At 70.8% G+C, this 20,006-nt stretch carries 18 protein-coding genes; 5 read left to right on the top strand and 13 right to left on the bottom strand.

What is annotated here, in order from left to right:
• Positions 1 to 49: 49 nt before the first annotated feature.
• The 10 genes from RB608_RS07630 to RB608_RS07585 form a co-directional block, all read right to left on the bottom strand.
• A complete protein-coding gene (locus tag RB608_RS07630) occupies positions 50 to 1,291 on the bottom strand; it encodes an ABC transporter substrate-binding protein (protein WP_308087207.1) in 1,242 nt (413 codons plus the stop codon).
• 147 nt (positions 1,292 to 1,438) lie between these two features.
• Positions 1,439 to 2,818, bottom strand: a complete 1,380-nt coding sequence (locus tag RB608_RS07625; RefSeq protein ID WP_308087206.1) for a 4-hydroxyphenylacetate 3-hydroxylase N-terminal domain-containing protein — start codon at positions 2,816 to 2,818, stop codon at positions 1,439 to 1,441.
• 152 nt (positions 2,819 to 2,970) lie between these two features.
• Positions 2,971 to 3,738, bottom strand: coding sequence for a crotonase/enoyl-CoA hydratase family protein (locus RB608_RS07620; protein WP_308087205.1), 768 nt, complete (start codon positions 3,736 to 3,738; stop codon positions 2,971 to 2,973).
• A gap of 39 nt (positions 3,739 to 3,777) precedes the next feature.
• Positions 3,778 to 5,010, bottom strand: a complete 1,233-nt coding sequence (locus RB608_RS07615; RefSeq protein ID WP_308087204.1) for an acyl-CoA dehydrogenase family protein — start codon at positions 5,008 to 5,010, stop codon at positions 3,778 to 3,780.
• Positions 5,007 to 6,155 (bottom strand): acyl-CoA dehydrogenase family protein, encoded by a 1,149-nt coding sequence (locus tag RB608_RS07610; RefSeq protein ID WP_308087203.1) that lies wholly within the window; start codon positions 6,153 to 6,155, stop codon positions 5,007 to 5,009. Before RB608_RS07610 ends, RB608_RS07615 begins: the two co-directional genes overlap by 4 nt.
• On the bottom strand, positions 6,155 to 6,916 hold the full coding sequence (locus RB608_RS07605; RefSeq protein WP_308087202.1) for an SDR family NAD(P)-dependent oxidoreductase: 762 nt from the start codon (positions 6,914 to 6,916) through the stop codon (positions 6,155 to 6,157). The genes RB608_RS07610 and RB608_RS07605 overlap by 1 nt, the downstream gene beginning before the upstream one ends.
• Positions 6,917 to 6,922: 6 nt before the next feature.
• Positions 6,923 to 7,759 (bottom strand): enoyl-CoA hydratase-related protein, encoded by an 837-nt coding sequence (locus RB608_RS07600; RefSeq protein ID WP_308087201.1) that lies wholly within the window; start codon positions 7,757 to 7,759, stop codon positions 6,923 to 6,925.
• A 161-nt stretch (positions 7,760 to 7,920) separates the two neighbouring features.
• Complete coding sequence (locus RB608_RS07595) at positions 7,921 to 8,592, bottom strand: TetR/AcrR family transcriptional regulator (RefSeq protein ID WP_308087200.1); 672 nt, start codon at positions 8,590 to 8,592, stop codon at positions 7,921 to 7,923.
• 129 nt (positions 8,593 to 8,721) lie between these two features.
• On the bottom strand, positions 8,722 to 10,290 hold the full coding sequence (locus RB608_RS07590; RefSeq protein ID WP_308087199.1) for an AMP-binding protein: 1,569 nt from the start codon (positions 10,288 to 10,290) through the stop codon (positions 8,722 to 8,724).
• A gap of 5 nt (positions 10,291 to 10,295) precedes the next feature.
• The gene (locus tag RB608_RS07585) at positions 10,296 to 11,495 is read right to left on the bottom strand and encodes an acetyl-CoA C-acyltransferase (RefSeq protein ID WP_308087198.1); all 1,200 of its coding nucleotides are present in this window, start codon (positions 11,493 to 11,495) and stop codon (positions 10,296 to 10,298) included.
• A 187-nt stretch (positions 11,496 to 11,682) separates the two neighbouring features.
• On the opposite strand from RB608_RS07585, the gene RB608_RS07580 reads away from it, so the two are divergent.
• From RB608_RS07580 to RB608_RS07570, 3 genes are read left to right on the top strand one after another with little or no spacing between them, the layout of a single operon-like run.
• A complete protein-coding gene (locus RB608_RS07580; protein ID WP_308087197.1) occupies positions 11,683 to 12,840 on the top strand; it encodes an acyl-CoA dehydrogenase family protein in 1,158 nt (385 codons plus the stop codon).
• A gap of 2 nt (positions 12,841 to 12,842) precedes the next feature.
• Positions 12,843 to 14,018, top strand: a complete 1,176-nt coding sequence (locus RB608_RS07575; protein ID WP_308087196.1) for an acyl-CoA dehydrogenase family protein — start codon at positions 12,843 to 12,845, stop codon at positions 14,016 to 14,018.
• The gene (locus tag RB608_RS07570; protein ID WP_308087195.1) at positions 14,015 to 15,043 is read left to right on the top strand and encodes a phosphotransferase family protein; all 1,029 of its coding nucleotides are present in this window, start codon (positions 14,015 to 14,017) and stop codon (positions 15,041 to 15,043) included. The genes RB608_RS07575 and RB608_RS07570 overlap by 4 nt, the downstream gene beginning before the upstream one ends.
• A gap of 62 nt (positions 15,044 to 15,105) precedes the next feature.
• Here RB608_RS07570 and RB608_RS07565 read toward each other — a convergent pair whose 3' ends face one another.
• Complete coding sequence (locus RB608_RS07565) at positions 15,106 to 15,762, bottom strand: TetR/AcrR family transcriptional regulator (RefSeq protein WP_308087194.1); 657 nt, start codon at positions 15,760 to 15,762, stop codon at positions 15,106 to 15,108.
• A 53-nt stretch (positions 15,763 to 15,815) separates the two neighbouring features.
• The gene (locus RB608_RS07560; protein WP_308087193.1) at positions 15,816 to 16,586 is read right to left on the bottom strand and encodes an SDR family NAD(P)-dependent oxidoreductase; all 771 of its coding nucleotides are present in this window, start codon (positions 16,584 to 16,586) and stop codon (positions 15,816 to 15,818) included.
• 51 nt (positions 16,587 to 16,637) lie between these two features.
• Here RB608_RS07560 and RB608_RS07555 point away from each other — a divergent pair, with 51 nt between their 5' ends.
• Positions 16,638 to 17,435 (top strand): enoyl-CoA hydratase/isomerase family protein, encoded by a 798-nt coding sequence (locus RB608_RS07555; RefSeq protein WP_308087192.1) that lies wholly within the window; start codon positions 16,638 to 16,640, stop codon positions 17,433 to 17,435.
• Here RB608_RS07555 and RB608_RS07550 read toward each other — a convergent pair.
• Positions 17,356 to 18,330, bottom strand: coding sequence for a crotonase/enoyl-CoA hydratase family protein (locus RB608_RS07550; protein WP_308087191.1), 975 nt, complete (start codon positions 18,328 to 18,330; stop codon positions 17,356 to 17,358). The genes RB608_RS07555 and RB608_RS07550 overlap by 80 nt on opposite strands.
• A gap of 58 nt (positions 18,331 to 18,388) precedes the next feature.
• On the opposite strand from RB608_RS07550, the gene RB608_RS07545 reads away from it, so the two are divergent.
• On the top strand, positions 18,389 to 19,993 hold the full coding sequence (locus RB608_RS07545; RefSeq protein WP_308087190.1) for an acyl-CoA synthetase: 1,605 nt from the start codon (positions 18,389 to 18,391) through the stop codon (positions 19,991 to 19,993).
• The last annotated feature ends 13 nt before the right edge of the window (positions 19,994 to 20,006 follow it).

Here is a 20,006-nt window from a genome sequence, read left to right as displayed (position 1 = left end):
GGGAGTGGAACGCGGCCCGGCCGGTCACCCGGCCGGTCCGCGGGTCCTTCTAGGAGGAGGGGACGAGCGACGGGTCGAGCTCGATGTAGCCGTCGTCGTTCACGGGTGCGAGCGTGCCGTTCTCCTGTACCTCGAAGAAGATCGCCTTGTGGCTGCAGGCTGACGGGTAGCCCGGCCACTGCTGGCCGTCACAGGTCACGGTCGGGCCGGCGAACGTCGGGAAGTCCTTGAGCCCCTTCATCGCGGTACGGACCGTCTCGTTGGTGATGTCGCCGCTGATCGTGGTGAGCACGTCGACCATGTTCACCACGCCGGCAAAGGCGTACAGCGAGCGCGCCGAGAGCTCGTCGCCGTACCCGACCTCCTCCATCGCGGCGGCGAAGTCGTCGAGCTGGGTCTGCACCTCGGCGGGAGCCGCGTCCTTCGACAGCGGCACCCACAGGCGCGGCTGGACGATCGCGCCCGCCGCCTGGGCGCCCATGTCGTCGATGAACTGCGAGCACGAGCCGGCGAAGATGGTCCCGTCGAAACCCTGCTGGCGCAGTGCCTGGAACAGGGCGGTGCAGCCGTCCTCGGGCAGGGCGATGACGCCGGCCGCGTCGGGGTCCTCGGAGAGCTGGGTGGCCGCGACGACGTTGAAGTTCGCGCCCGTGGCGGGCGGGTACTGGACCGAGAAGTCGATGCCGAGCGAGTCGGCGATCGGCTTGATCAGGTCGTCGACGTACTGGTGGGAGGTCGGCGTCTCGTTGACCGCGAGGGTGACCTTCTCCTTGTCCAGGCTCTCCAGCACGCTCATGCTGCCCAGCGCGCTGACGGTCGTCGGCCCGGTGAAGTAGAAGCTGTCACCGTACGGCGCGGAGTCGGCCGCGCCGCCACCGGACAGCGTGCCGATGATAGGAATGCCCGCGGCCGACAGCACGGGGACGGCACCGGCGATCGCCTGGTCGTAGGCGTCCAGCACGAAAGGGACCTTCTTGGAGACGAAGCCGTTCGCACAGTTGATCGCGGTCTCCGGGCTTCCGTCACCGGCGCAGGTCTCGATCTCGATCGGTCGGCCGTCGACGCCGCCGAGCACGTTGTTGACGTACCACTCACCCGCCTCGACGCCGTAGCCGGTCTGGGGATAGGCAGCGGCTCCCTTGGTCGGCGCCTGGGCGCCGAACACGATCGGGTCTCCGCTGGCCTTCTTGGCGTCGTCGAAGCCGGCGCTCTTGGAGTCATCGGACGAGCCGCACCCGGCGAGCACCAGGACGGATGCCGCCAGGACGGGGAGGAGCTTGTTCGTGCGCATCGTGGAGGTACACACCTTTCGAGTGGTTCCGGCGGTCGCCGGCATCGTGGTGGGGCCTACGGGCCCCGGGAGGGCGCGACCGGCCGACCGACCGGCCAGATGTCCGATCGGAGGCTGCGCCGCAGGGACGGCTGAGCAGGTCCGGGATCAGCTCCCGGCCAGGCCGGCCGCCTTCAGTGCGAGCTCCCGAGCGCGCTCGATGTCGTAGTTCTTCCGGGTGACCAGACGCTGGGCGAACATGCCGCCCCCGGACTGGAGATTGGTGACGTGGTGCCAGCCGCCGAAGGAGTCGGCGGTGGTGTCACGGATCGCGTGGAACAGCTGCGTGCGGTACTTGCCGGAGATGCCCGAGCCGGTACCCATGTACTTGTCCAGCAGCGGAGCCAGGTCGGGGTTGTCGAAGTCGGACATCGACGGTGCCGTGACGACGGCGCCACCGGCGATGTCGTGCAGGTGGCGGACCATGGTGCTGAACTGCGCTGCACCCTGGTACTTGGTGACATTCGTGTACATGTCGTCGGGGTAGTAGTAGCCCTCCGGCGTGGCCTGGGCGTGCGACAGGGCCGCCTCCAGCCCGGCCCGCAGCAGGGTCGCGTGGATCATCATCTCGTCGATCTTCTCCCGCACGTGCGAGATCCGGCTGGTGCCGTTGGCCTCCGCGATCAGGGACGCCAGGCCGACCAGCTCGTCGGCCTGCTGCACCATGAAGGAGACGCCGCCGAGGCGCTCCCACAGGCCGAGCGAGTGGGCGAAGACCGCCGCCTGGGCGGTCTGTCCGTCGAGGAACACCCGCTCCGTCGGCACGAACACGTCGTCGAAGATCACCATCGAGTCCGGGATGCTGTCCCTGGAGGAGACCGGAAAGTCACGGTCGTCCCGGTTGCGCGGGTGATAGGTGGTGTTGGTGATGGTCACGCCGGGCGCGCCGACCGGCACGATCGCGGCGATCGAGTAGTCCTCCTCGCCGGGCTTCATCGACTTGGTCGGCATCACCATCAGGTCGTGGCCGAAGGCCGCGGCGCTGATGTGCAGCTTGGCGCCGCGGATGACGACGCCGTCGGGGCGGCGCTCCACGACGCGGACGTAGGAGTCGGGGTCCTCCTGCTGCGAGGGCGAAAGGCTGCGGTTGCCCTTCGCGTCGGTGATGCACTCGGCGATCCGGACGTCGGCCCGGCGCGCGCCGTCGACGTACTGCCGGATCCGCGGGACGAACTCGGGCGCGTGCGCCTCGAGGCGCGCCGCGGCGACCGAGAGCGTCATCAGCGACTGGTAGGTGGTGTTGGTGAGCAGGTCCATCTCGGTGATCACCGGGATCCGGTTGCGCAGCTCGTCGGGGCTGCGCGGAGCCATCGTCACCGGGTTCACCGCGTCGGGTGCCGGGTCGTAGTAGGCGTCGTACGCGTCAGCGGCGCGCTGCAGGGGAACAGCCAGCGCCGGGACCGACTCGAGGTCGTCGACGAGCTTGCCCTCGAAGTAGACCCTGCGTCCGTCCCGAAGCGAGTCCTTGTACTGCTGACCGGTGAGCATCGCGTTCCTTTCGCGTCGCACCACATTTGAATGTGATGTCGATGTCATATCCAAGATTAGTGACGTACGTCATGTTGTCAAGGCCCTGGCGGGCCCGCTGCAGCCGTGGTTCCCACGGCGGTTGCGCGCCGCCTCCGTCGGCGCTCGGTGCGCTACCTCCCGGTCCAGACGGGGGCACGCTTCTCGGCGAAGGCGACCGCTCCCTCCCGCGCGTCCGCCGAGGCGGAGACGGGGTCGGCGATGAGGCTCTGGCGCGTGAACGCCTCCGCCATCGGCCAGTCCCGGCCCTCGACGAGCACCTGCTTGGTCGCCGTGAGCGCGAGCGGGCCGTTGCCCGCCAGGGCCGCGGCGAGACGGGATGCCTCGGCCAACGCCTCTCCGTCGGGCACGAGCCGGTTGACCAGCCCCCACCTCTCCATCCGTCCGGCGGTGACCATGTCGCCGAGGAGGCCGATCTCCATCGCGGCGTGGTAGGGGATCCGTTCGGGAAGCCGCAACAGACCACCACCGGCCGCGACGAGGCTCCGCTTGACCTCCGGAAGCCCGAAGCGGGCGCCCTCGCCGGCGACGACCAGGTCACAGGCCAAGACGATCTCGAAGCCCCCCGCCAACGCGTAGCCCTCGACCGCGGCGATCAGCGGCTTGCTGCTGGCGCGCTCCACCAGACCCGCGAAGCCCCGCCCCGGGACCTCGGGCCGCTCGCCTCGGACGAACGCCTTGAGGTCCATGCCCGAGCAGAACGTGCCGCCGGCTCCGGTGATGATGCCGACCTGGAGCGATGCATCCTCGTCGAGCTCGTCGAGCGCAGCCGCGACCAGGCGAGCCAGGTTCTCGTTGACCGCATTGCGCGCCTGCGGCCGGTTCAACTCGATCACCAAGGTGCCGTCGCCGGGACGGCGGGTGATCACTTCGTCAGGCATGTCCTACTCCTTGTTCGGTTCCTTGGCACGGCGGCACGCTCAGCTACGAGGGCGGTCTCGGTACGGCGTGGCGACGTACGGGTCAGGCTCACGCGGCAGCCCCAGGAGGCGCTCGCCGATGATGTTGCGCTGGATCTCCGACGTACCGCCCGCGATGCTGAGGATCTTCGCGCTCAGGAAGGCGCGTCGCGCCTCGGTCTGCTCGACGTCCTCCGGGTCGACCGCGACGAGTCCCGCCGGCTCGAGGTCCGCGGCGATCCGACCGACCTCCTCCTCGAGACCGGCGTGCGCGAGCTTGCGCAGCGACCCCTCCGCTCCCGGCTCCCGGAACCCGAGCTCGACGAACGCCTGCACGGTCGCCATCTGGAGCACCTTCTCCTGGACCCACGCCCGCACCAGGCGGTCCTGGACCAACGGATCGGACCAGGCACCCGTGTGCCGCGCACGACGAACGAGCCCGCCGACCAGGGCCGGGCCCACACCCGGGCGGCCGGAGAGCCCACTGCGCTCGGCCATCAGTGTCGTCAGCCCCACCTCCCAGCCCGCACCCTCCGGCCCGAGGCGGTCGCTGTCGGGCACGACGACATCGTCCAGGAACACCTCGTTGAACTCGGCCTCCCCGTTGAGCTGCCGGAGCGGACGAACGCTCACGCCCGGGCTGCGCATGTCGAGCAGGAAGTAGGTGATGCCACGGTGCTTCGGCTGGGCCGGATCCGTCCGAGCCATCAGCATTCCGAAGTCGCTGATGTGGGCGAACGAGTTCCACACCTTCTGTCCGGTGATCCGCCACGAGCCGTCGTCCTGCCGGACCGCCCGCGTCTGCAGCGCGGCGAGGTCGGAGCCGGCGCCCGGCTCGCTGAAGAGCTGGCACCATCGCTCCTGCCCACGGGCCAGCGGCGGCAAGAAGCGCTGCTTCTGCTGCTCGCTCCCCCACGCGATGATCGTCGGACCGCCCAACGCGAGGCCGGGGAAGTCCGCCTCGGGCCGGGCCGCCCGGCGGCGAGCGAGCTCGGAGGCGATCACGGCGGCCGCGTCGGCACCGAGGCCGAGACCCCCGTACTCGCGAGGCCACGACGGTGTCGCCAGCCCCGAGCCGCCCAGTGCCTCGAACCACGCGGCCCCCAACCGCTCGACGACCGCGTCGAGCTCGGTCCCGCCGGCCACAGCCGCGTCCTTCCACTCCTGTGGCAGGTGCTCCTCGAGCCAGGTCCGGGTCCGCTCCGCGACGACATCGACCGACATCTCCGCATCGAGCTCGATCTGGTCACTCACCCGCGTGCCTCCTTCTCGATGTACGACGTCAGCCGGCTCCGCTCGGACCAGGCCGGCCCCAGCAGCGCGGCCGACGACTGGGCGCGGCGCAGGAACAGGTGCGCGTCGTGCTCCCAGGTGATGCCGATCCCGCCGTGCAGCTGGATCGTGTCGAACGCGGTCTGGACGAAGGCCTCGGAGGCATAGGTTCGAGCCACCGACGCGCCCATCGCGGCCAGATCGCTCCCCGGCTCCTGCCAGGCCGCCCACAGTGCCGCCGAGCGGGCGTGCTCGGTCCGCAGGTGCATGTCCGCGAGCCGGTGCTTGACACCCTGGAAGCGCCCGACGGGCACGCCGAACTGGATCCGGCCGCCGACGTACTCCGTCGTCAGGGCCACGCAGGCGGCGCTGCCGCCGGCCTGCTCGGCGGCAAGGTAGATCGCGGCTCCTTCGCGAACCACCTCAAGCACCGCCAGCGCGGCCCCCGCCTCGCCGAGACGGCGCGCCGGGGTCGCACGGAACTCGACCTCGGCCACGGACCGGGTCGCGTCGAGAGGCTCGAGCGGGCGAAGCGTCACGGCGTCACGGCCCTCCACCAGGAACAGGCTCCCGACGCCGTCCGGCTCGCGGGCCGCCACCACGAACCAGTCCGCCTCGGCCGCTCCGACTACGGGCGTCTTGACGCCGGTCACCCGCCACGCGCCCGAGATGTCGTCGGCCTGGGCCGTCGTGACACTCGGCTCCCCGAGCCGCCACGACGCGCCACCCTCGGCGACCGCGAGGGCCGCCCGGGCGGTGCCCGACACGATTCCGGGCAGCAGCCGGGCTGCCGCGTCGACGTCACCCGAGCGGAGCACGGCCTGGGCGGCGAGCACCACGGTCGGCAGGTAGGTGCCGCCGGCCAGGGCGCGGCCCAGCTCCTCGCCGACGATCGACTGCTCCACCCGACCACATCCGCTCCCGTCGTACTCCTCGGGGAGGGTCAGTCCGCCGAGGCCGAGCTCGGTGCACAGCATTGACCACGTGGAGTCGGATCGTGGCCCGTCACCCGTCGCGGCGAGCTCCCTCCGGGCGGCGCCGACCGCGTCGAGGCTCTCGAGCTTCCTGCGCAGGACGCCGCGGAACTCCTCATGCTCCTCGGTCCAGGCGAACGGTCGGGTGATCATCAGCGCGGAGCCATTCGGATCGCGCCGTCGAGCCGGATCGTCTCACCGTTGAGCATCGGGTTCTCCACGATGTGACGTACCAGGTCCGCGTACTCGCTAGGGCGGCCGAGCCGGCCGGGGTGCGGAACCTGCTGCCCCAGTGAGGTCTTGACGTGGTCGGGAAGGCCGCCCAGCAGCGGGGTCTCGAAGATGCCCGGCGCGATCGTGCAGACGCGGATCAGGTACCCGGCCAGGTCCCGTGCCACCGGGAGCGTCATGCCGACGATGCCTCCCTTCGAGGCAGAGTACGCCGCCTGGCCGACCTGCCCCTCGAACGCCGCCACACTGGCGGTGTTGACGATGACTCCGCGCTCGCCGTCCACGGCCTCGGCCTCGGCCATGGCAGCCGCGGCCAGCCGGATCACGTTGAAGGTGCCGATCAGGTTGACCGTCACGGTGGTGGTGAACCCGGCCAGCGGCGCGGGGCCCTCACGCCCGACGGTCTTGGCGGGGATGCCCATCCCCGCGCAGTTGACCAGGATACGCAGCGACCCGAGACCGGTGGCGGCCGAGACGGCAGCGCCGACCTGCTCCTGCGAGGTCACGTCCGCGGCCACGAAGGTCGCGGCCTCGCCGAGCTCGGCGGCCACCTCTGCTCCGGGCGATGTCGCCAGGTCGACCATGACGACCCGGGCACCGGCCGTCAGCAGCTCACGGGTGGTCGCCAGCCCCAGCCCGGAGGCGGCGCCGGTGACGATCGCGACGGAATTGTCGATCTGCATGCTTCTTCAGTCCCTCTTCTCTACGTTCTCGATGTGCGGTCGCGCGGCCGACAGGAAGTTCGGCTCGCGCTTGTTGAGGAACGCAGCCGCGGCCTCACGGGCGTCGTCGGAGACGAGGTTGAGGGCCTGGGCGCGCGCCTCGTCGTCGAGGGCGCGCTCGAGGGTGACCTCGAAGGAGTCGTTGAGCAGCGCCTTCGACAGCATGATCGCCGACTGTGGGCCGGCGAGCAGGCGCTGCGCGAGTTCCGCGACCGCCGCCTCCAGCGCTTCGGGACCGACGACATCGTGGGCCAACCCGAGCTCCAGCATCTGCGGGCCGCTCACGAAGTCGCCGAGCAGGACGAGCTCCTTGGCCTTCGCCATGCCGACCAGTCGCGGCAACAGCCAGGAGCCGCCGAAGTCGACCGACAGCGCCCGACGCACGAAGATCTCGCTGAACCGCGACCGGTCGGTGGCGATCACGAAGTCGCACGCCAGCGCCATGTTCATGCCAGCACCGACCGCGGCGCCGTCCACCGCCGCGATGGTCGGGACCTGCACCCGGTGCAGCGCCAGGCACGCCTCGCCGACGATGCGCATGTTGTCGAGATCGCTACGGCTGTCGTCGTTGCCGGCCAGGTCCGCGCCGGCGCAGAAGGTGCCGCCGGCTCCGGTGAGGACCACGACGCGATCCACCCGCGGATCGATCGAGCGGAACGCGTCACGAAGGTCCGCCCACCCCAGGGAGGTCACCGAGTTCTTCCTTCGGGGGCGGTTCATCGTGATCGTCGCGATGCCGGCGGCACGCTCGACGATGAGGTCATCGGCGGGGGCCAGCTCGGTCCCCTTCATGGCGGTCGTCACATCGGCAAGACAACCGCAGATATGACGTCGATGTCAACCTCAATTTCTGGGGATCTCGAACCTCTTTTCCGCCCGGTCACGGCGAGGAAACGCGCGCAGGTACGCCGGATTCCCCGACGCGCTCGACGCCGGGGAATCCGGTGGGAACCAGCGGACCCTGGCTACTGCTCCTTGAGGCCGATGGCGCGCGACCAGACCAACGTCAGGGTGTCGAGGAGCTCGTCCTCGTCGTACTCCTTGCCCAGCGACAGCCACATGAACGTGGTCTGGTCGACCATCGCCCCGAGGACCTCGGCCACCATCACCGGATCGATCGACGGGTCGGCGAAACCCTCCTCCTGCATGTGCTCGATGCCGCGAGCGGACCTGCGCACGAAGTCCTCACGCAGGGCCAGGCGCATCGTGCTCATCTCGGGCGAGGAGGTGCCGACCTGCTCGAGGAGGCGCTGGAAGGTCGCATTGGGACGGAAGGCCAGCACGAACCGATGCAGGCCGTGGCGCACTCGCTCACGCGGCGTCCCGCTGGCGCGCTCGGCCTTCAGCGTCTCGAGCATGCCCGTGGTGACCTGCTTGGCCAGCTCGGTGAAGACGGCCTCCTTGGAGTCGAAGTAGGTGTAGAAGGTGCCCTGGGCGACCTTCGCCTCCTTCACGATGTCGGCGACCCGGGCGTCGACGTACCCCAGCCGCTCGAACACCCGGCGAGCGGCGATCAGGATCGTCTCCCGTCGCTCCTGGCCCTTCACCGTCACCGGACCGGCGTCTCGCCGCGCGGCCTGCGTTGCGGTGGGGCCGACGACCGCCCGGCCTCTCGTGCTTCCCCCGCGCGCGCTCATCGCCATTCTCCCCTCGTGTCCCTGAGTGAGTCGACCGCCGAGTCTAGGGCGCGGACGACCCCGATTCCGTGCGTTGAGGCGTGCCGCCGGCCGGGTCGCATCCCGTCGTGATCGCCGAGCACCGCTCCCCTAGGCACGGGTCCGGAGCTCCCGCTTGAGGATCTTGCCGCTCGCGTTGACCGGCAGCTCCGGCTCGAACCGGAACTCGGCAGGTACCTTGTAGCGCGCCAGCCGCGCCGCGCAGTGCGCGCGCAGCGCCATCTCCGAGAGACCGGACTCAGGGCTCAGCACGACCCAAGCGCGCACGATCTCGCCCCAGTGCTCGTCCTCGACACCGACGACCGCCACCTGGACGACGTCCGGCAGCTCGGAGAGGACCGCCTCGATCTCGAACGGGTAGATGTTCTCGCCCCCGCGCACGATCATGTCCTTGCTGCGCCCGTTCAGGTAGAGATAGCCGTTGTCATCGACATAGGCCATGTCGCCGGCACGGAACCAGCCGTCCCGGGTCGCCCGCGCGGTCTCCTCGGGCATGTCGAGGTAGCCGTCGAACACCATGTCGCTGCGGGTGGCGATCTCGCCGACCTGGCCCTGCGGGACGTCGTTCATGTCCCCGTCGACCAGTCGCATCGACACGCCGTACGACGGCTTGCCGATCGAGCCCAGCAGCGCGGGCTCCCCGGCAAGCGCGCGGCGATGGTCCTCGGGGCGCAGCACGGCCTGCAGCCCCGCCTCGGTGCCGGCCCCGAAGGCGTTGAGGAAGTCGCAGTCGAAGGTGTCCATGGCGCGACGCAACAGCGCCGGAGACATCGACGAGGCGCCGTAGTACATCAGCTCGAGCCGGGCGTAGTCGTGGTCATGGACGTCGGGCAGCTGCAGCATCGTGCTGATCATCGTGGGGACCAGGAAGACCGCGGTCAGCTCGTCGGCAACCAGCTGGTCGAGCGTCGCGCGCGCATCGAACTGTGGCATCACCAGCGACGTGAAGCCGTGCATCACGCCCGCGAGCAGCTGGCAGATGCCCGAGATGTGAAAGGCGGGCGCTGCGGTGTAGCGCACCTCACCGGGCCGCATCCGGTACTCGACGATCTGGGCGTTCACGATCGCCTTGACCTGTCGCTGGGACTGCAGTACGCCCTTCGGCAGCCCGGTGGTGCCGGAGGTGAACGCCAAGCCGATCAGGTCCGCGTCGGTGGCGACGACCGGGGGCTCGTCCTCGACCCCGGACGCCAGCAGTTCCTCGTACTCGGCGACACGACCGGGATCGGATGCGTCGATGCGGACCAAGAGCCGCAGTGCCGGCTGGTCCTCCGCAACCCCCTCCAGCAACTCGGCGTAGCGGGTGTCGTAGAAGAGTGCCACCGGCTGCGATCGCGCCAGAAGGACATCGACCTCCGGACGGGTGAGCCGATAGTTCAAGGGCACATAGGTCGCCCCCAGCTTCGCCGCTGCGAGCACGATCTCGACATAGCCGTGCGAGTCCAGCGCGAACACCGCGACCCGGTCGCCCGGACCGATCCCGTGGCCGCGCAGCACCGAGACCAGACGGTTGACACGGGCGTTCGTCTGCGCGAACGAGTGCGTGGTGCCGTCGGTGTACAGGAAGCTCGCCCGGTCGGGAGTGTTGCGAGCGGTGTTGGTGATGCTCTCACCCAGGCTCACCTGCATCGTGGCGCCCAGGCCACCGGTCACCGGCATGGGGATCAGAGCCGCTCGATGATCGTCGCGTTGGCGATGCCGGCACCCTCGCACATGGTCTGCAGCCCGTAGCGGCCACCGGTCCTCTCCAGCTCGCAGAGCAGGGTCGCCATCAGCTTCGACCCGGAGGATCCCAGCGGGTGGCCGAGCGCGATGGCGCCACCATTGGGGTTGACCTTGGCCAGGTCGAAGCCGATCTCCTTCTGCCAGGCGAGAACCACCGAAGCGAAGGCCTCGTTGATCTCGACGACGTCGATGTCATCGACGGACAGGCCGGACTTCTCGAGAATCTTGCGGGTGGCCGGAATGGGGGCGGTCAGCATCTCGATCGGGTCGGCGGCAGCCAGCGCGAAGGCGTGGAAGCGGGCCCGCGGCGTCAGTCCCAGTCGGGTCGCCCGCTCTTCGGACATGATGAGCAGCGCCGAAGCCCCGTCGGTGATCTGCGAGCTGTTGCCCGCGGTCACCCTGCCGTCCGGCAAGAAGGCCGGCTTGAGGCCGGCCAGGCTCTCGGACGTCGAGGCACGGATCCCTTCGTCGCTCGTCAGCAGCTCACCGGTCGCGGTCGCGGTCCTGGTCTCCGCGTCCCACGTGCGACGCTCGATCCGCAGCAGCTCTCGATCGAACCGGCCCTCGTCACGCGCCGCCGCGGCACGCTGCTGGCTCTGCAACGCGAAGGCGTCGAGATCCTCCCGTCCGAGTCCCCACTTGTCCGCGATGAGCTCGGCACTGATGCCCTGGTGAACCAGTCCCCGTACACCGAGGGTCTCCCGGTCGGCGTACCGCTCGGTCACGAGAGGGCCGAACGGCTCGCCGCCGACGCTGGAGGCGCCCATGGGAACCCGCGTCATCACTTCGACACCGCAGGCCACGGCGATGTCGTAGGCGCCCGACAACACGCCTTGGGCGGCGAAGTGGGCCGCCTGCTGGCTGGAGCCGCACTGGCGGTCGATCGTGGTGGCCGGGACGGTGTCGGGCCACCCCGCCGCCAACACCGCCGAGCGACCGACGTTCACCGCCTGGTCGCCGACCTGCGAGACACAGCCCATGATGACGTCGTCGACCAACGCCGGGTCGAGCCCGTTACGCTCGCCGAGCGCACGCAGCACGGTGCCCGCCAGGTCAGCCGCATGCCAGCCCCCGAGGGAGCCGTTGCGCTTCCCCCCAGGCGTGCGAAGAGCATCGACGATGACTGCTGAGCGGGACATGTGCACCTGATTTCGGTCGATTTGCGAGCATGACGTCAATGTCATATTAGAAGTCCACGGCGACGCCGTCAACGAGTCGTGGGAGCCCACCGGACCGCAGCGCCTCCCATCTCGCCGATTGACGCATTCGCCCTCAGATCGTACGGTAACCGAACGAACGTTTAGTTAATTAGGAAGGACGGCGTCCGTGAAGCGCAGCCTGTACACCGCCGACCACGAGGAGTTCCGCTCCGTGGTGCGTGAGTTCGTCGACCGCGAGGTCGTCGACAACATCGAGCGCTGGGAGGAGGAGCGCCTGATCGACCGCGATGTCTGGCTCGCCGCGGGCAAGCAGGGCATCCTCGGGCTCCCCGCGCCGGTGGAGTACGGCGGCGCCGGGCAGTTCCGCGACTACCGCTTCCGCAACGTGGTCCTCGAGGAGCTCGCCCGCGTGCACGCGACCTCGCTCGCATCCAGCTTCTCGCTGCAGGACGACATCGCCATCCCCTACCTCACCAGCCTCGGCAACGACGAGCAGAAGGCCCGGTGGCTGCCGCGGTTGGTCGCGGGCGAGCTGATCGGCGCGATCGCGATGACCGAGCCGGGCACCGGAAGCGACCTGCGCGGCATCCGTACGTCGGGCGCCCGGGTCGACGGCGGCTGGGTGGTCAGCGGCGCGAAGACGTTCATCACCAACGGCATCCACTCCGACCTGGTGATCACGGTCGTGCGCACCGACCCCGAGGGCGGCTCGCGAGGCTTCACGCTGATGGTCGTCGAGCGCGACATGCCGGGGTTCAGCCGCGGTCGCAAGCTCAACAAGGTCGGCCTGCACGGCCAGGACACCGCCGAGCTGGTCTTCGAGGACGTCTTCGTCCCCGACGCCAACGTCCTCGGCGAGATCGGCGGCGGGTTCGGCCAGCTGGTCCACCACCTGCCCCTGGAGCGACTCTCCATCGCCGCCGCAGCGGTCGCTGGCTCGACCGCGATCCTCCAGTCCACGGTCGAGTACGTCGACGACCGGGTCGCGTTCGGCCAGCCGATCGCCGACTTCCAGAACACCCGCTTCGTGCTGGCCGACGTCGCGACCGAGATCGACGTGACCCGGGCCTTCGTGGACCAGGCCATCCGGTCCTGGAACGCCGAGGAGCTCACCGTGGTCGACGCCGCGAAGGCGAAGCTGTGGGCCTCGGAGATGCAGGGCCGCGTGGTCGACCGCTGTCTGCAGCTGCACGGCGGCTACGGCTTCATGCTCGAGTACCCGGTCGGTCGCGCGTACCAGGACGCCCGGATCCAGCGGATCTTCGGTGGCGCCAACGAGATCATGCGCCAGATCATCGGCCAGGACCTGTTCGGACGGCGCTGACCATGACCCACCACGAGATCGACGACATCATCGCCCGCACCCGCACCCTCATCCACGACGTCGTGCTGCCGCTCGACGACGAGTACGACGGCGACATCACCGCGGCGGGCGGTGACGAGGTTCGCGGGACACTGCAGGCCGCGGCCCGCGCGGCCGGAGTGTTCGCCCCGCACGCCCCGGTCGAGCTCGGCGGCCTCGGGCTGAACCTGGTCGACCGGGCGCCGGTGTTCGAGGAGGCGGGCTACTCGCTGTTCGGCCCACTCGCACTCAACATCGCCGCACCCGACGAGGGCAATGTGCACCTGCTCGACCAGGTGGCGGTGGGCTCCCAGCGCGACCGCTTCCTGGCGCCCCTGGCCCGCGGGCAGGTCCGCTCCGCGTTCGCGATGACCGAGCCCTCCCCCGGCGCCGGCTCCGACCCGACCGCCCTGGCGACCACGGCCGTCAAGGTCGACCGCGGCTGGGCGGTCAGCGGCCGCAAGTGGTTCATCACCGGCGCCGACGGAGCGTCGTTCTACATCACCATGGCCCGCACCAGCGGGGAGACCGGCGACGCCGGCGGCGCGACCATGTTCCTGATGCCGGCCGACACCGAGGGCATCAGCGTCACCCGCCACCTCGCCAGCCTCGACACCTCGATGATCGGCGGGCACTGCGAGGTGCTCTTCGAGGACGCCTTCGTCCCCGACGAGGACGTGCTCGGCGAGGTCGGGCAGGGCTTCGCCGGCGCCCAGGTCCGGCTCGGACCGGCCCGGATGACCCACGTGATGCGCTGGCTCGGCGCTGCCCGGCGAGCCCACGAGGTCGCCGTCGCTCACGTCGCCGGCCGAGAGGCCTTCGGTGCCCGGCTCGCCGACCTCGGCATGGTCCAGCAGATGATCGCCGACAACGAGATCGACCTCGCCGCCACCCGTGCCCTGCTGCTGGAAGCCTGCCGGGTGCTCGACGACGGCGGGCGCGCAGCCAAGGAGACCTCGATCGCGAAGACCTTCGCCGGCGAGGCGCTGCACCGCGTGGCCGACCGCTCGGTGCAGCTGTGCGGCGGACTCGGCACCACCCACGAGCTGCCGGTCGCCAAGATCGCCCGCGAGATCCGGCCGTTCCGCATCTACGACGGCCCCTCCGAGGTGCACCGCTGGGCGCTGGCCCGCCGCGCGGTACGCGAGGCGACCCGATGACCGAGCTCACCCGCCGCGAGCTCGACGGCGTCACCGAGGTCATGACCGCCGCCGGTACGACGCCCCGCGGCGACCTGCGCGGCCGGCTCCTCACCGGCGGCCGCTCCAATCTCACCTTCCGGCTCGACGACGACGCCGACGCGTGGGTGATGCGCACTCCGCCTCGGGCGGGACGCACCCCGTCGGCACACGACGTGGCCCGCGAGTTCCGGGCGATCAAGGCCCTGGGCCGGACCGACGTACCGGTGCCGCCCGCAGTCGCACTGCACGAGGACGACGACGTCCTCGGCGCACCGTTCGCGATCTCCGGCTTCGTCGAGGGTCACACCGTGCAGACCCAGGAACAGCTGGACGCCCTCGACGACACCCGGCTCAGCATGGCGATCGAGGCCCTCAACGCGACCCTCGCGGCCCTGCACGCGGTCGACCACGTCGCGATCGGCCTCGAGCGCTTCGGTCGTCCCGATGCCTATGCCGAGCGGCAGCTGCGGCGCTGGCGCGGCCAGTGGGACATCGTCGGTGCCAGCTTCCCCGACGAGGTCGCCACCCTGGCCACCGCACTCGCCACTCGGCTCACCGACCGACTCCCCACCCAGGCTGCGACCGGGATCGTGCACGGTGACTACCGACTCGACAACACCCTGATCCAGTTCGTTGGCAAGGACGACGTCGCGGTCGCGGCCGTCGTGGACTGGGAGCTGTCGACCATCGGCGACCCCGTCGCCGACGTCGCCAACATGTGCGTCTACCGCGACCCGGCCTTCGACCTCGTGATCGGCACACCCTGCGCGTGGACCAGCGACCGGCTGCCGTCGGTCGAGGACCTCGCGGCGTCGTACGAGAAGGCGGGAGGAGTCGCGTTGCGCGACTTCGACGAGCACCTCGCCCTCGCCTACTTCAAGCTGGCCGTGATCGCCGCCGGCATCGACCACCGCCAGCGCGCCGGGGCCGCCCACGGCCCCGGCTTCGACACCGCCGGACAGGCCGTCCCGCTGTTCCTCGAAGGCGGGCTGGCCCGGCTCTGACCCGACCGAGAGGACGAGCATGCACTTCGCCGCGCTGATCGCGAGCAGGTGGGCGGAGGGGGTCAGCGCCTTCTTCGAGAAGCGCGCGCCCCGCTGGAGCCGGTAGCCGTCAGGCTGGTGTCGACGACGGTGCCGCGGGCGAGCTCGCGGTAGCGCACCGACATCTCCTCGGGGCTGAGCTCGCCGCCGAGGCGGTACCAGGACGAGATCGACGAGCCCATCTCGATGATGGCCCGGGCCGCCTCGCGCGGGTAGCCGGTCGCGAACGCGCCGTCCCGGACGCCGTCCTCGATGATCTCGCGGAACAGCGCCTCCTGCTCGTCGCGGTGCGCGACCAGCGCCGCCCGGCCGGCCTCGTCGAGGCTGCGGATCTCGGATGCGCCGATCAGCGCCTCGGCCTGGCGGGTGGTGTGGAAGACGACCCAGGCGTCGACGACCGCCTCCAGGCGCTCGGTCGGCCCGGTCCGCCCCTCGGCCACCGCCTCCGCGACGGCGGTCCGGGTCGCGGCGAGCACGTCGGTGATCGTCCCGAGCATGACGTGCTGCAGGATGTCCTGCTTCGACGGGAAGTGGTGGTAGATGCTGGCGACCGTGACCCCCGCGGTGCGGGCGATGTCGCGCATCGAGGTCCCGTGGTAGCCCAGGGCGGTGAAGTTCTCGACGGCGGCGGCGACCAGCACGTCACGGCTGTTGCGCTGCTGTCCCTTCGGCCGGGCCACGGCACCTCCTGGTCGGTGTGGGTCGAGGGGTCAGTGTGGCATCCCGGCGCGGCTCACCGGTGCGTCTGGCCGTCGTCGACCTTGACGACGGTGCCGGTCACGGCCTCCGAGGCCGGCGAGACGAGATAGAGCAGGGTGCTCTCCAGCTGCTCGGGTACGCCGATCCGGCGCCGGGGGAAGGCCTGCGAGATGTCGCCCATCCGCTCGAGCATCCCGTCCATCATCTCGCTGCCGAACGCCCCCGGGGCGATCGCGTTGACGTTGACGCCGTACCGCGCCCACTCGACCGCGAGGGTCTCGGTCATCCGGTTCACGGCGGCCTTGGTGGTGCAGTAGAGCGCCGCCCCCTCGCCCGCGTAGTGGAAGGCGGACATCGAGGAGATGTTGACGATGCGGCCCGGTCGCTCCGCGGCGATTAGGCGGCGCGCGACGTCGGTGGCCAGCAGCCACGGGCCGCGCAGGTTGGTCGCGAGCACGGCGTCGACCAGCTCCAGCGACATCTTGTGCGCGCGCTGCGCGTCGGGCATCCCCGCGTTGTTGACCAGGATCGTGGGGGTGCCGAGCCCGGCGGCGACCGCGTCGACGGCCGCGGTGATCGCGGCGGCGTCGGTGACGTCGAGCTGCACGGCGAGCGCGCGGCCGCCTGCGCCCTCGACCTCGGCGACGAGGCCGGCGAGCCGGTCCGCACGCCGCGCCGCCACCGCGACCGCGGCTCCGGCGCGGGCGAGCGTCAAGGCGAAGTGCCGCCCCAACCCCGCGCTGGCGCCGGTGACGAGGGCGACCTGCCCGGCGAGGAGGTCGGGGCTGTCGGAAGTCGTGGGCACCGGCCTAGGATAGCAAAACCAAACGATCGCTCGTTTAATTCAGGAGTCGCCGTGCCCACCCTGCTCGTCACCCGCCCCCTCGACGGAGTCGTCCAGCTCACTCTCGACCGGCCGGAGCGCCTCAACGCCCTCGACGCCGAGTTGGTCGGCGCGCTGCACGCCGAGCTGGACCGGATCCGCACCGACCGGACCTGCCGGGTCGTCGTGCTCACCGGCGCCGGGCGGGCCTTCTGCGCCGGACTCGACCTCCAGGGGTACGACGACGGGCGGTCCTCCGACGCCGACCCGATCTCGGTCCTGGACCGGCAGCGCGAGATCGCCGCCCTGACCGAGAAGATCCACCTGCTCCCCCAGCCCGTCGTCGCCGCCGTCAACGGGCCCGCGGCGGGTGGCGGGCTGGCGCTGGTCTGCGCGGCCGACGTACGCATCGCCGCCGAGGAGGCGATCTTCAAGGTCTCCTTCATCACCGCCGGCTACTCCGCCTGCGACATCGGCGTCTCCTGGCTGCTCCCCCGCATCGTCGGCGCCGGCAACGCGCACGAGCTGATGCTGACCGGCCGACGCTTCGACGCCGAGGAGGCGGATCGGATCGGGCTGGTCGTCCGGGTCACCGGCGCCGAGGAGCTGCTCGACGCGGCGCTCGCGACGGCCGGGCAGATCCTCGGCAACGGCCCGGTCCAGGTCGAGCTCACCAAGCAGGGCATGTGGCTCGCGCTCGAGATGCCGAGCCTGCGCGCCGGGATCGAGCTGGAGAACCGGCAGCAGGTCATCACCGCGCTGACGCGGGACCAGAAGGAGGCGACGGCGGCGTTCCTGGAGAAGCGGACTCCGACGTTCGAGCGACGCTGAGCGCGGCGGGGTCGAACTCGGGCGCCGGGAAGGACGCGAACACGTCTGGCACGTCGGCGGGGACCCGGTCCGTGAAGACCGGGTCCCGCTTCTCGAGGAAGGCGGCGATCCCGTCGCGGGCGTCGCGGCTCACGCCGCGCAGGTTGAGCCCGATCGTCTCAGCGGTGTGCGCGACCACCGGGTGCTCGGCCCCGAGCATCCGCCACATCATCCGGCGGGCCAGCGCGGTCGAGACCGGTGCGGTGTTGTCGGCGATCTCGCGGGCGAGGGCGTAGGCGGCGGGGAGCAGCTCGTCCTCGGCGTACACGTCGCGGACCAGGCCCTTGGCCAGCGCCTCGTCGGCGTCGAACACCCGGCCGGTGTAGACCCACTCGAGGGCGGTCTGCATCGGCACCACCCGCGGCAGGAACCAGGTCGAGCAGGACTCGGGCACGAACCCGCGGCGATTGAACACGAACCCGAAGCGGGCCCGCTCCGAGGCCAGCCGGACGTCGCAGGGCAGCGTGATGGTGGCCCCGACGCCGACCGCCGGCCCGTTGACCGCGGCGATCACCGGCTTGTCCAGGTCGAACAGCCGCAGCACCACCCGGCCGCCGCCGTCGCGGCGCATCGGGAGCTCCTCACCGGGCACCTCGAACACCGTGCCCTCGGGCGCGCTCGGCGAGGTGCGCCACCGGGTGAACGCGTCGGAGGACTCGCTCAGGTCCATGCCCGCGCAGAACGCCCCGCCCTCGCCGGTCAGCACCACGACCCGCACCTCGTCGTCGGCGTCGATCGCGTCGAGGGCCTCGATCAGCTCGGCCTCCATCGTGTCGGTGAAGGCGTTGAGCCGGTCGGGTCGCGCGAAGCTCAGCGTGGCGATCCGGTCCTCGACCCGCAGCGTGACGTGCTCCATGACAACTCCCGTCAATCGAACGTTCGTTTAGATGGCCCGAGGATATAGCCTGCCGAGCATGAGCGACAGCGACGTCTCCTCGGCCCGTCAGCACACCCTCGGCGACCTCCCCCGGCGCACCGCCCAGCGTGTCCCCGACAAGCTCGCGCTCGTCGACGGCGACAGGCGGCTGACCTTCGCTGAGCTCGAGGGGTACGTCGAGCGGACCGCGGCGGCGATCGCCGCGGCGGGGCTCGGCAAGGGCGAGCGTCTGGCCCTCCTGGCGCACAACTGCTGGCAGTTCGCGGTACTCGACTTCGCCGCCGCCCGCGCCGGCGTGGTGCTGGTGCCGATCAACTTCATGCTCGGCGCCGACGAGATCGCGTTCATCCTCGACCACAGCGGCGCGACCGGCTTCGTCGTCGAGGACGCACTGGTGCCGACCGCGGAAGCCGCCCTCGCCGCGGCCGCCGACCCACAGGTGCGGGTCCGCCGGGTGATCCGGCCCGCCGGATCCGGCACCGCCCTCAGCACCGCGCCGGACAGTTGGGAGGACCTCACCGGCTGGCTGGAGCACGACGGCGGCGCACCGGTCGTCGTACCGATGGCCGACGATGATCCGGTCCGGATGATGTTCACCTCCGGCACGGAGTCGCGGCCCAAGGGTGCGCTGCTGAGCAGTCGCTCGCTGCTGTGGCAGTACGTCTCCTGCGCGCTGGACGGATCGATGAGCGCCGACGACGTCGAGCTGCACACCCTGCCGCTCTACCACTGCGCACAGCTCGACTGCTTCCTCGGCACCGACGTCTACCTGGGCGCGACCAGCATCATCCTGCCCGGCCCCGACCCGGCGACGGTCCTGCGCGCCATCGCCGAGCACCGCGTCACGAAGTTCTTCGCGCCGCCGACGGTGTGGATCGGGCTGCTGCGGCACCCGGACTTCGACACGACCGACCTGTCCAGCCTGCGCAAGGGCTACTACGGCGCCTCCCCCATGCCGGTCGAGGTGCTGCGCGAGCTCCAACGGCGACTGCCCGACGTCGCGCTGTGGAACTTCTACGGCCAGACCGAGATGGCCCCGCTCGCCACCATCCTCGGCCCGGACGAGCAGCTTCCGTACGCCGGCTCGGCCGGGCGCCCCGCCCTCAACGTCGAGACCCGGATCGTCGACGACGAGGACCGGCCCGTCCCCGCCGGCACGGTCGGCGAGATCGTGCACCGCAGCCCCCACGCGACGCTCGGCTACTACCGGGACCCGGAGAAGACGGCCGAGGCGTTCCGCGGCGGCTGGTTCCACTCCGGCGATCTCGGCTACCTCGACGACACCGGGCACCTCTACGTCGTGGACCGCAAGAAGGACATGATCAAGACCGGTGGCGAGAACGTCGCCAGCCGCGAGGTCGAGGAGGCCATCTACACCCACCCCGACGTCGCCGAGGTCGCCGTCTTCGGCGTCAGCCACCCGCGCTGGGTCGAGGCGGTCGCCGCCGTGGTCGTGCCCCGCGCCGGCGCCGACCTCGCCGCCGAGGACGTGCTCGCCCACGCCCGCGGGAGGCTGGCCGGCTACAAGGCGCCGAAGTACGTCGTCCTCGCCGACGCGCTCCCCAAGAACCCCAGCGGCAAGATCCTCAAGCGTCAGCTCCGGGACGCGCACGCCGACCTGGGGGCGGGCGACGACGGCTGAGCCCGGCGCGCCA

The sequence above is a fragment of the Nocardioides sp. LHD-245 genome, from assembly GCF_030929495.1.
Lineage (GTDB): Bacteria > Actinomycetota > Actinomycetes > Propionibacteriales > Nocardioidaceae > Nocardioides.
Note: the sequence above shows the minus strand (reverse complement) of the source record. Positions and strands in the feature narration are given on the sequence as shown.

Excerpts from the sequence above, each read along its gene's own strand:
- RB608_RS07630 (WP_308087207.1), bottom strand. The coding sequence starts at position 1,291 with ATGCGCACGAACAAGCTCCTCCCCGTCCTGGCGGCATCCGTCCTGGTG.
- RB608_RS07625 (WP_308087206.1), bottom strand. The coding sequence starts at position 2,818 with ATGCTCACCGGTCAGCAGTACAAGGACTCGCTTCGGGACGGACGCAGG.
- RB608_RS07620 (WP_308087205.1), bottom strand. The coding sequence starts at position 3,738 with ATGCCTGACGAAGTGATCACCCGCCGTCCCGGCGACGGCACCTTGGTG.
- RB608_RS07610 (WP_308087203.1), bottom strand. The coding sequence starts at position 6,155 with ATGATCACCCGACCGTTCGCCTGGACCGAGGAGCATGAGGAGTTCCGC.
- RB608_RS07605 (WP_308087202.1), bottom strand. The coding sequence starts at position 6,916 with ATGCAGATCGACAATTCCGTCGCGATCGTCACCGGCGCCGCCTCCGGG.
- RB608_RS07595 (WP_308087200.1), bottom strand. The coding sequence starts at position 8,592 with ATGAGCGCGCGCGGGGGAAGCACGAGAGGCCGGGCGGTCGTCGGCCCC.
- RB608_RS07590 (WP_308087199.1), bottom strand. The coding sequence starts at position 10,290 with ATGCCGGTGACCGGTGGCCTGGGCGCCACGATGCAGGTGAGCCTGGGT.
- RB608_RS07585 (WP_308087198.1), bottom strand. The coding sequence starts at position 11,495 with ATGTCCCGCTCAGCAGTCATCGTCGATGCTCTTCGCACGCCTGGGGGG.
- RB608_RS07575 (WP_308087196.1), top strand. The coding sequence starts at position 12,843 with ATGACCCACCACGAGATCGACGACATCATCGCCCGCACCCGCACCCTC.
- RB608_RS07570 (WP_308087195.1), top strand. The coding sequence starts at position 14,015 with ATGACCGAGCTCACCCGCCGCGAGCTCGACGGCGTCACCGAGGTCATG.
- RB608_RS07550 (WP_308087191.1), bottom strand. The coding sequence starts at position 18,330 with ATGGAGCACGTCACGCTGCGGGTCGAGGACCGGATCGCCACGCTGAGC.
- RB608_RS07545 (WP_308087190.1), top strand. The coding sequence starts at position 18,389 with ATGAGCGACAGCGACGTCTCCTCGGCCCGTCAGCACACCCTCGGCGAC.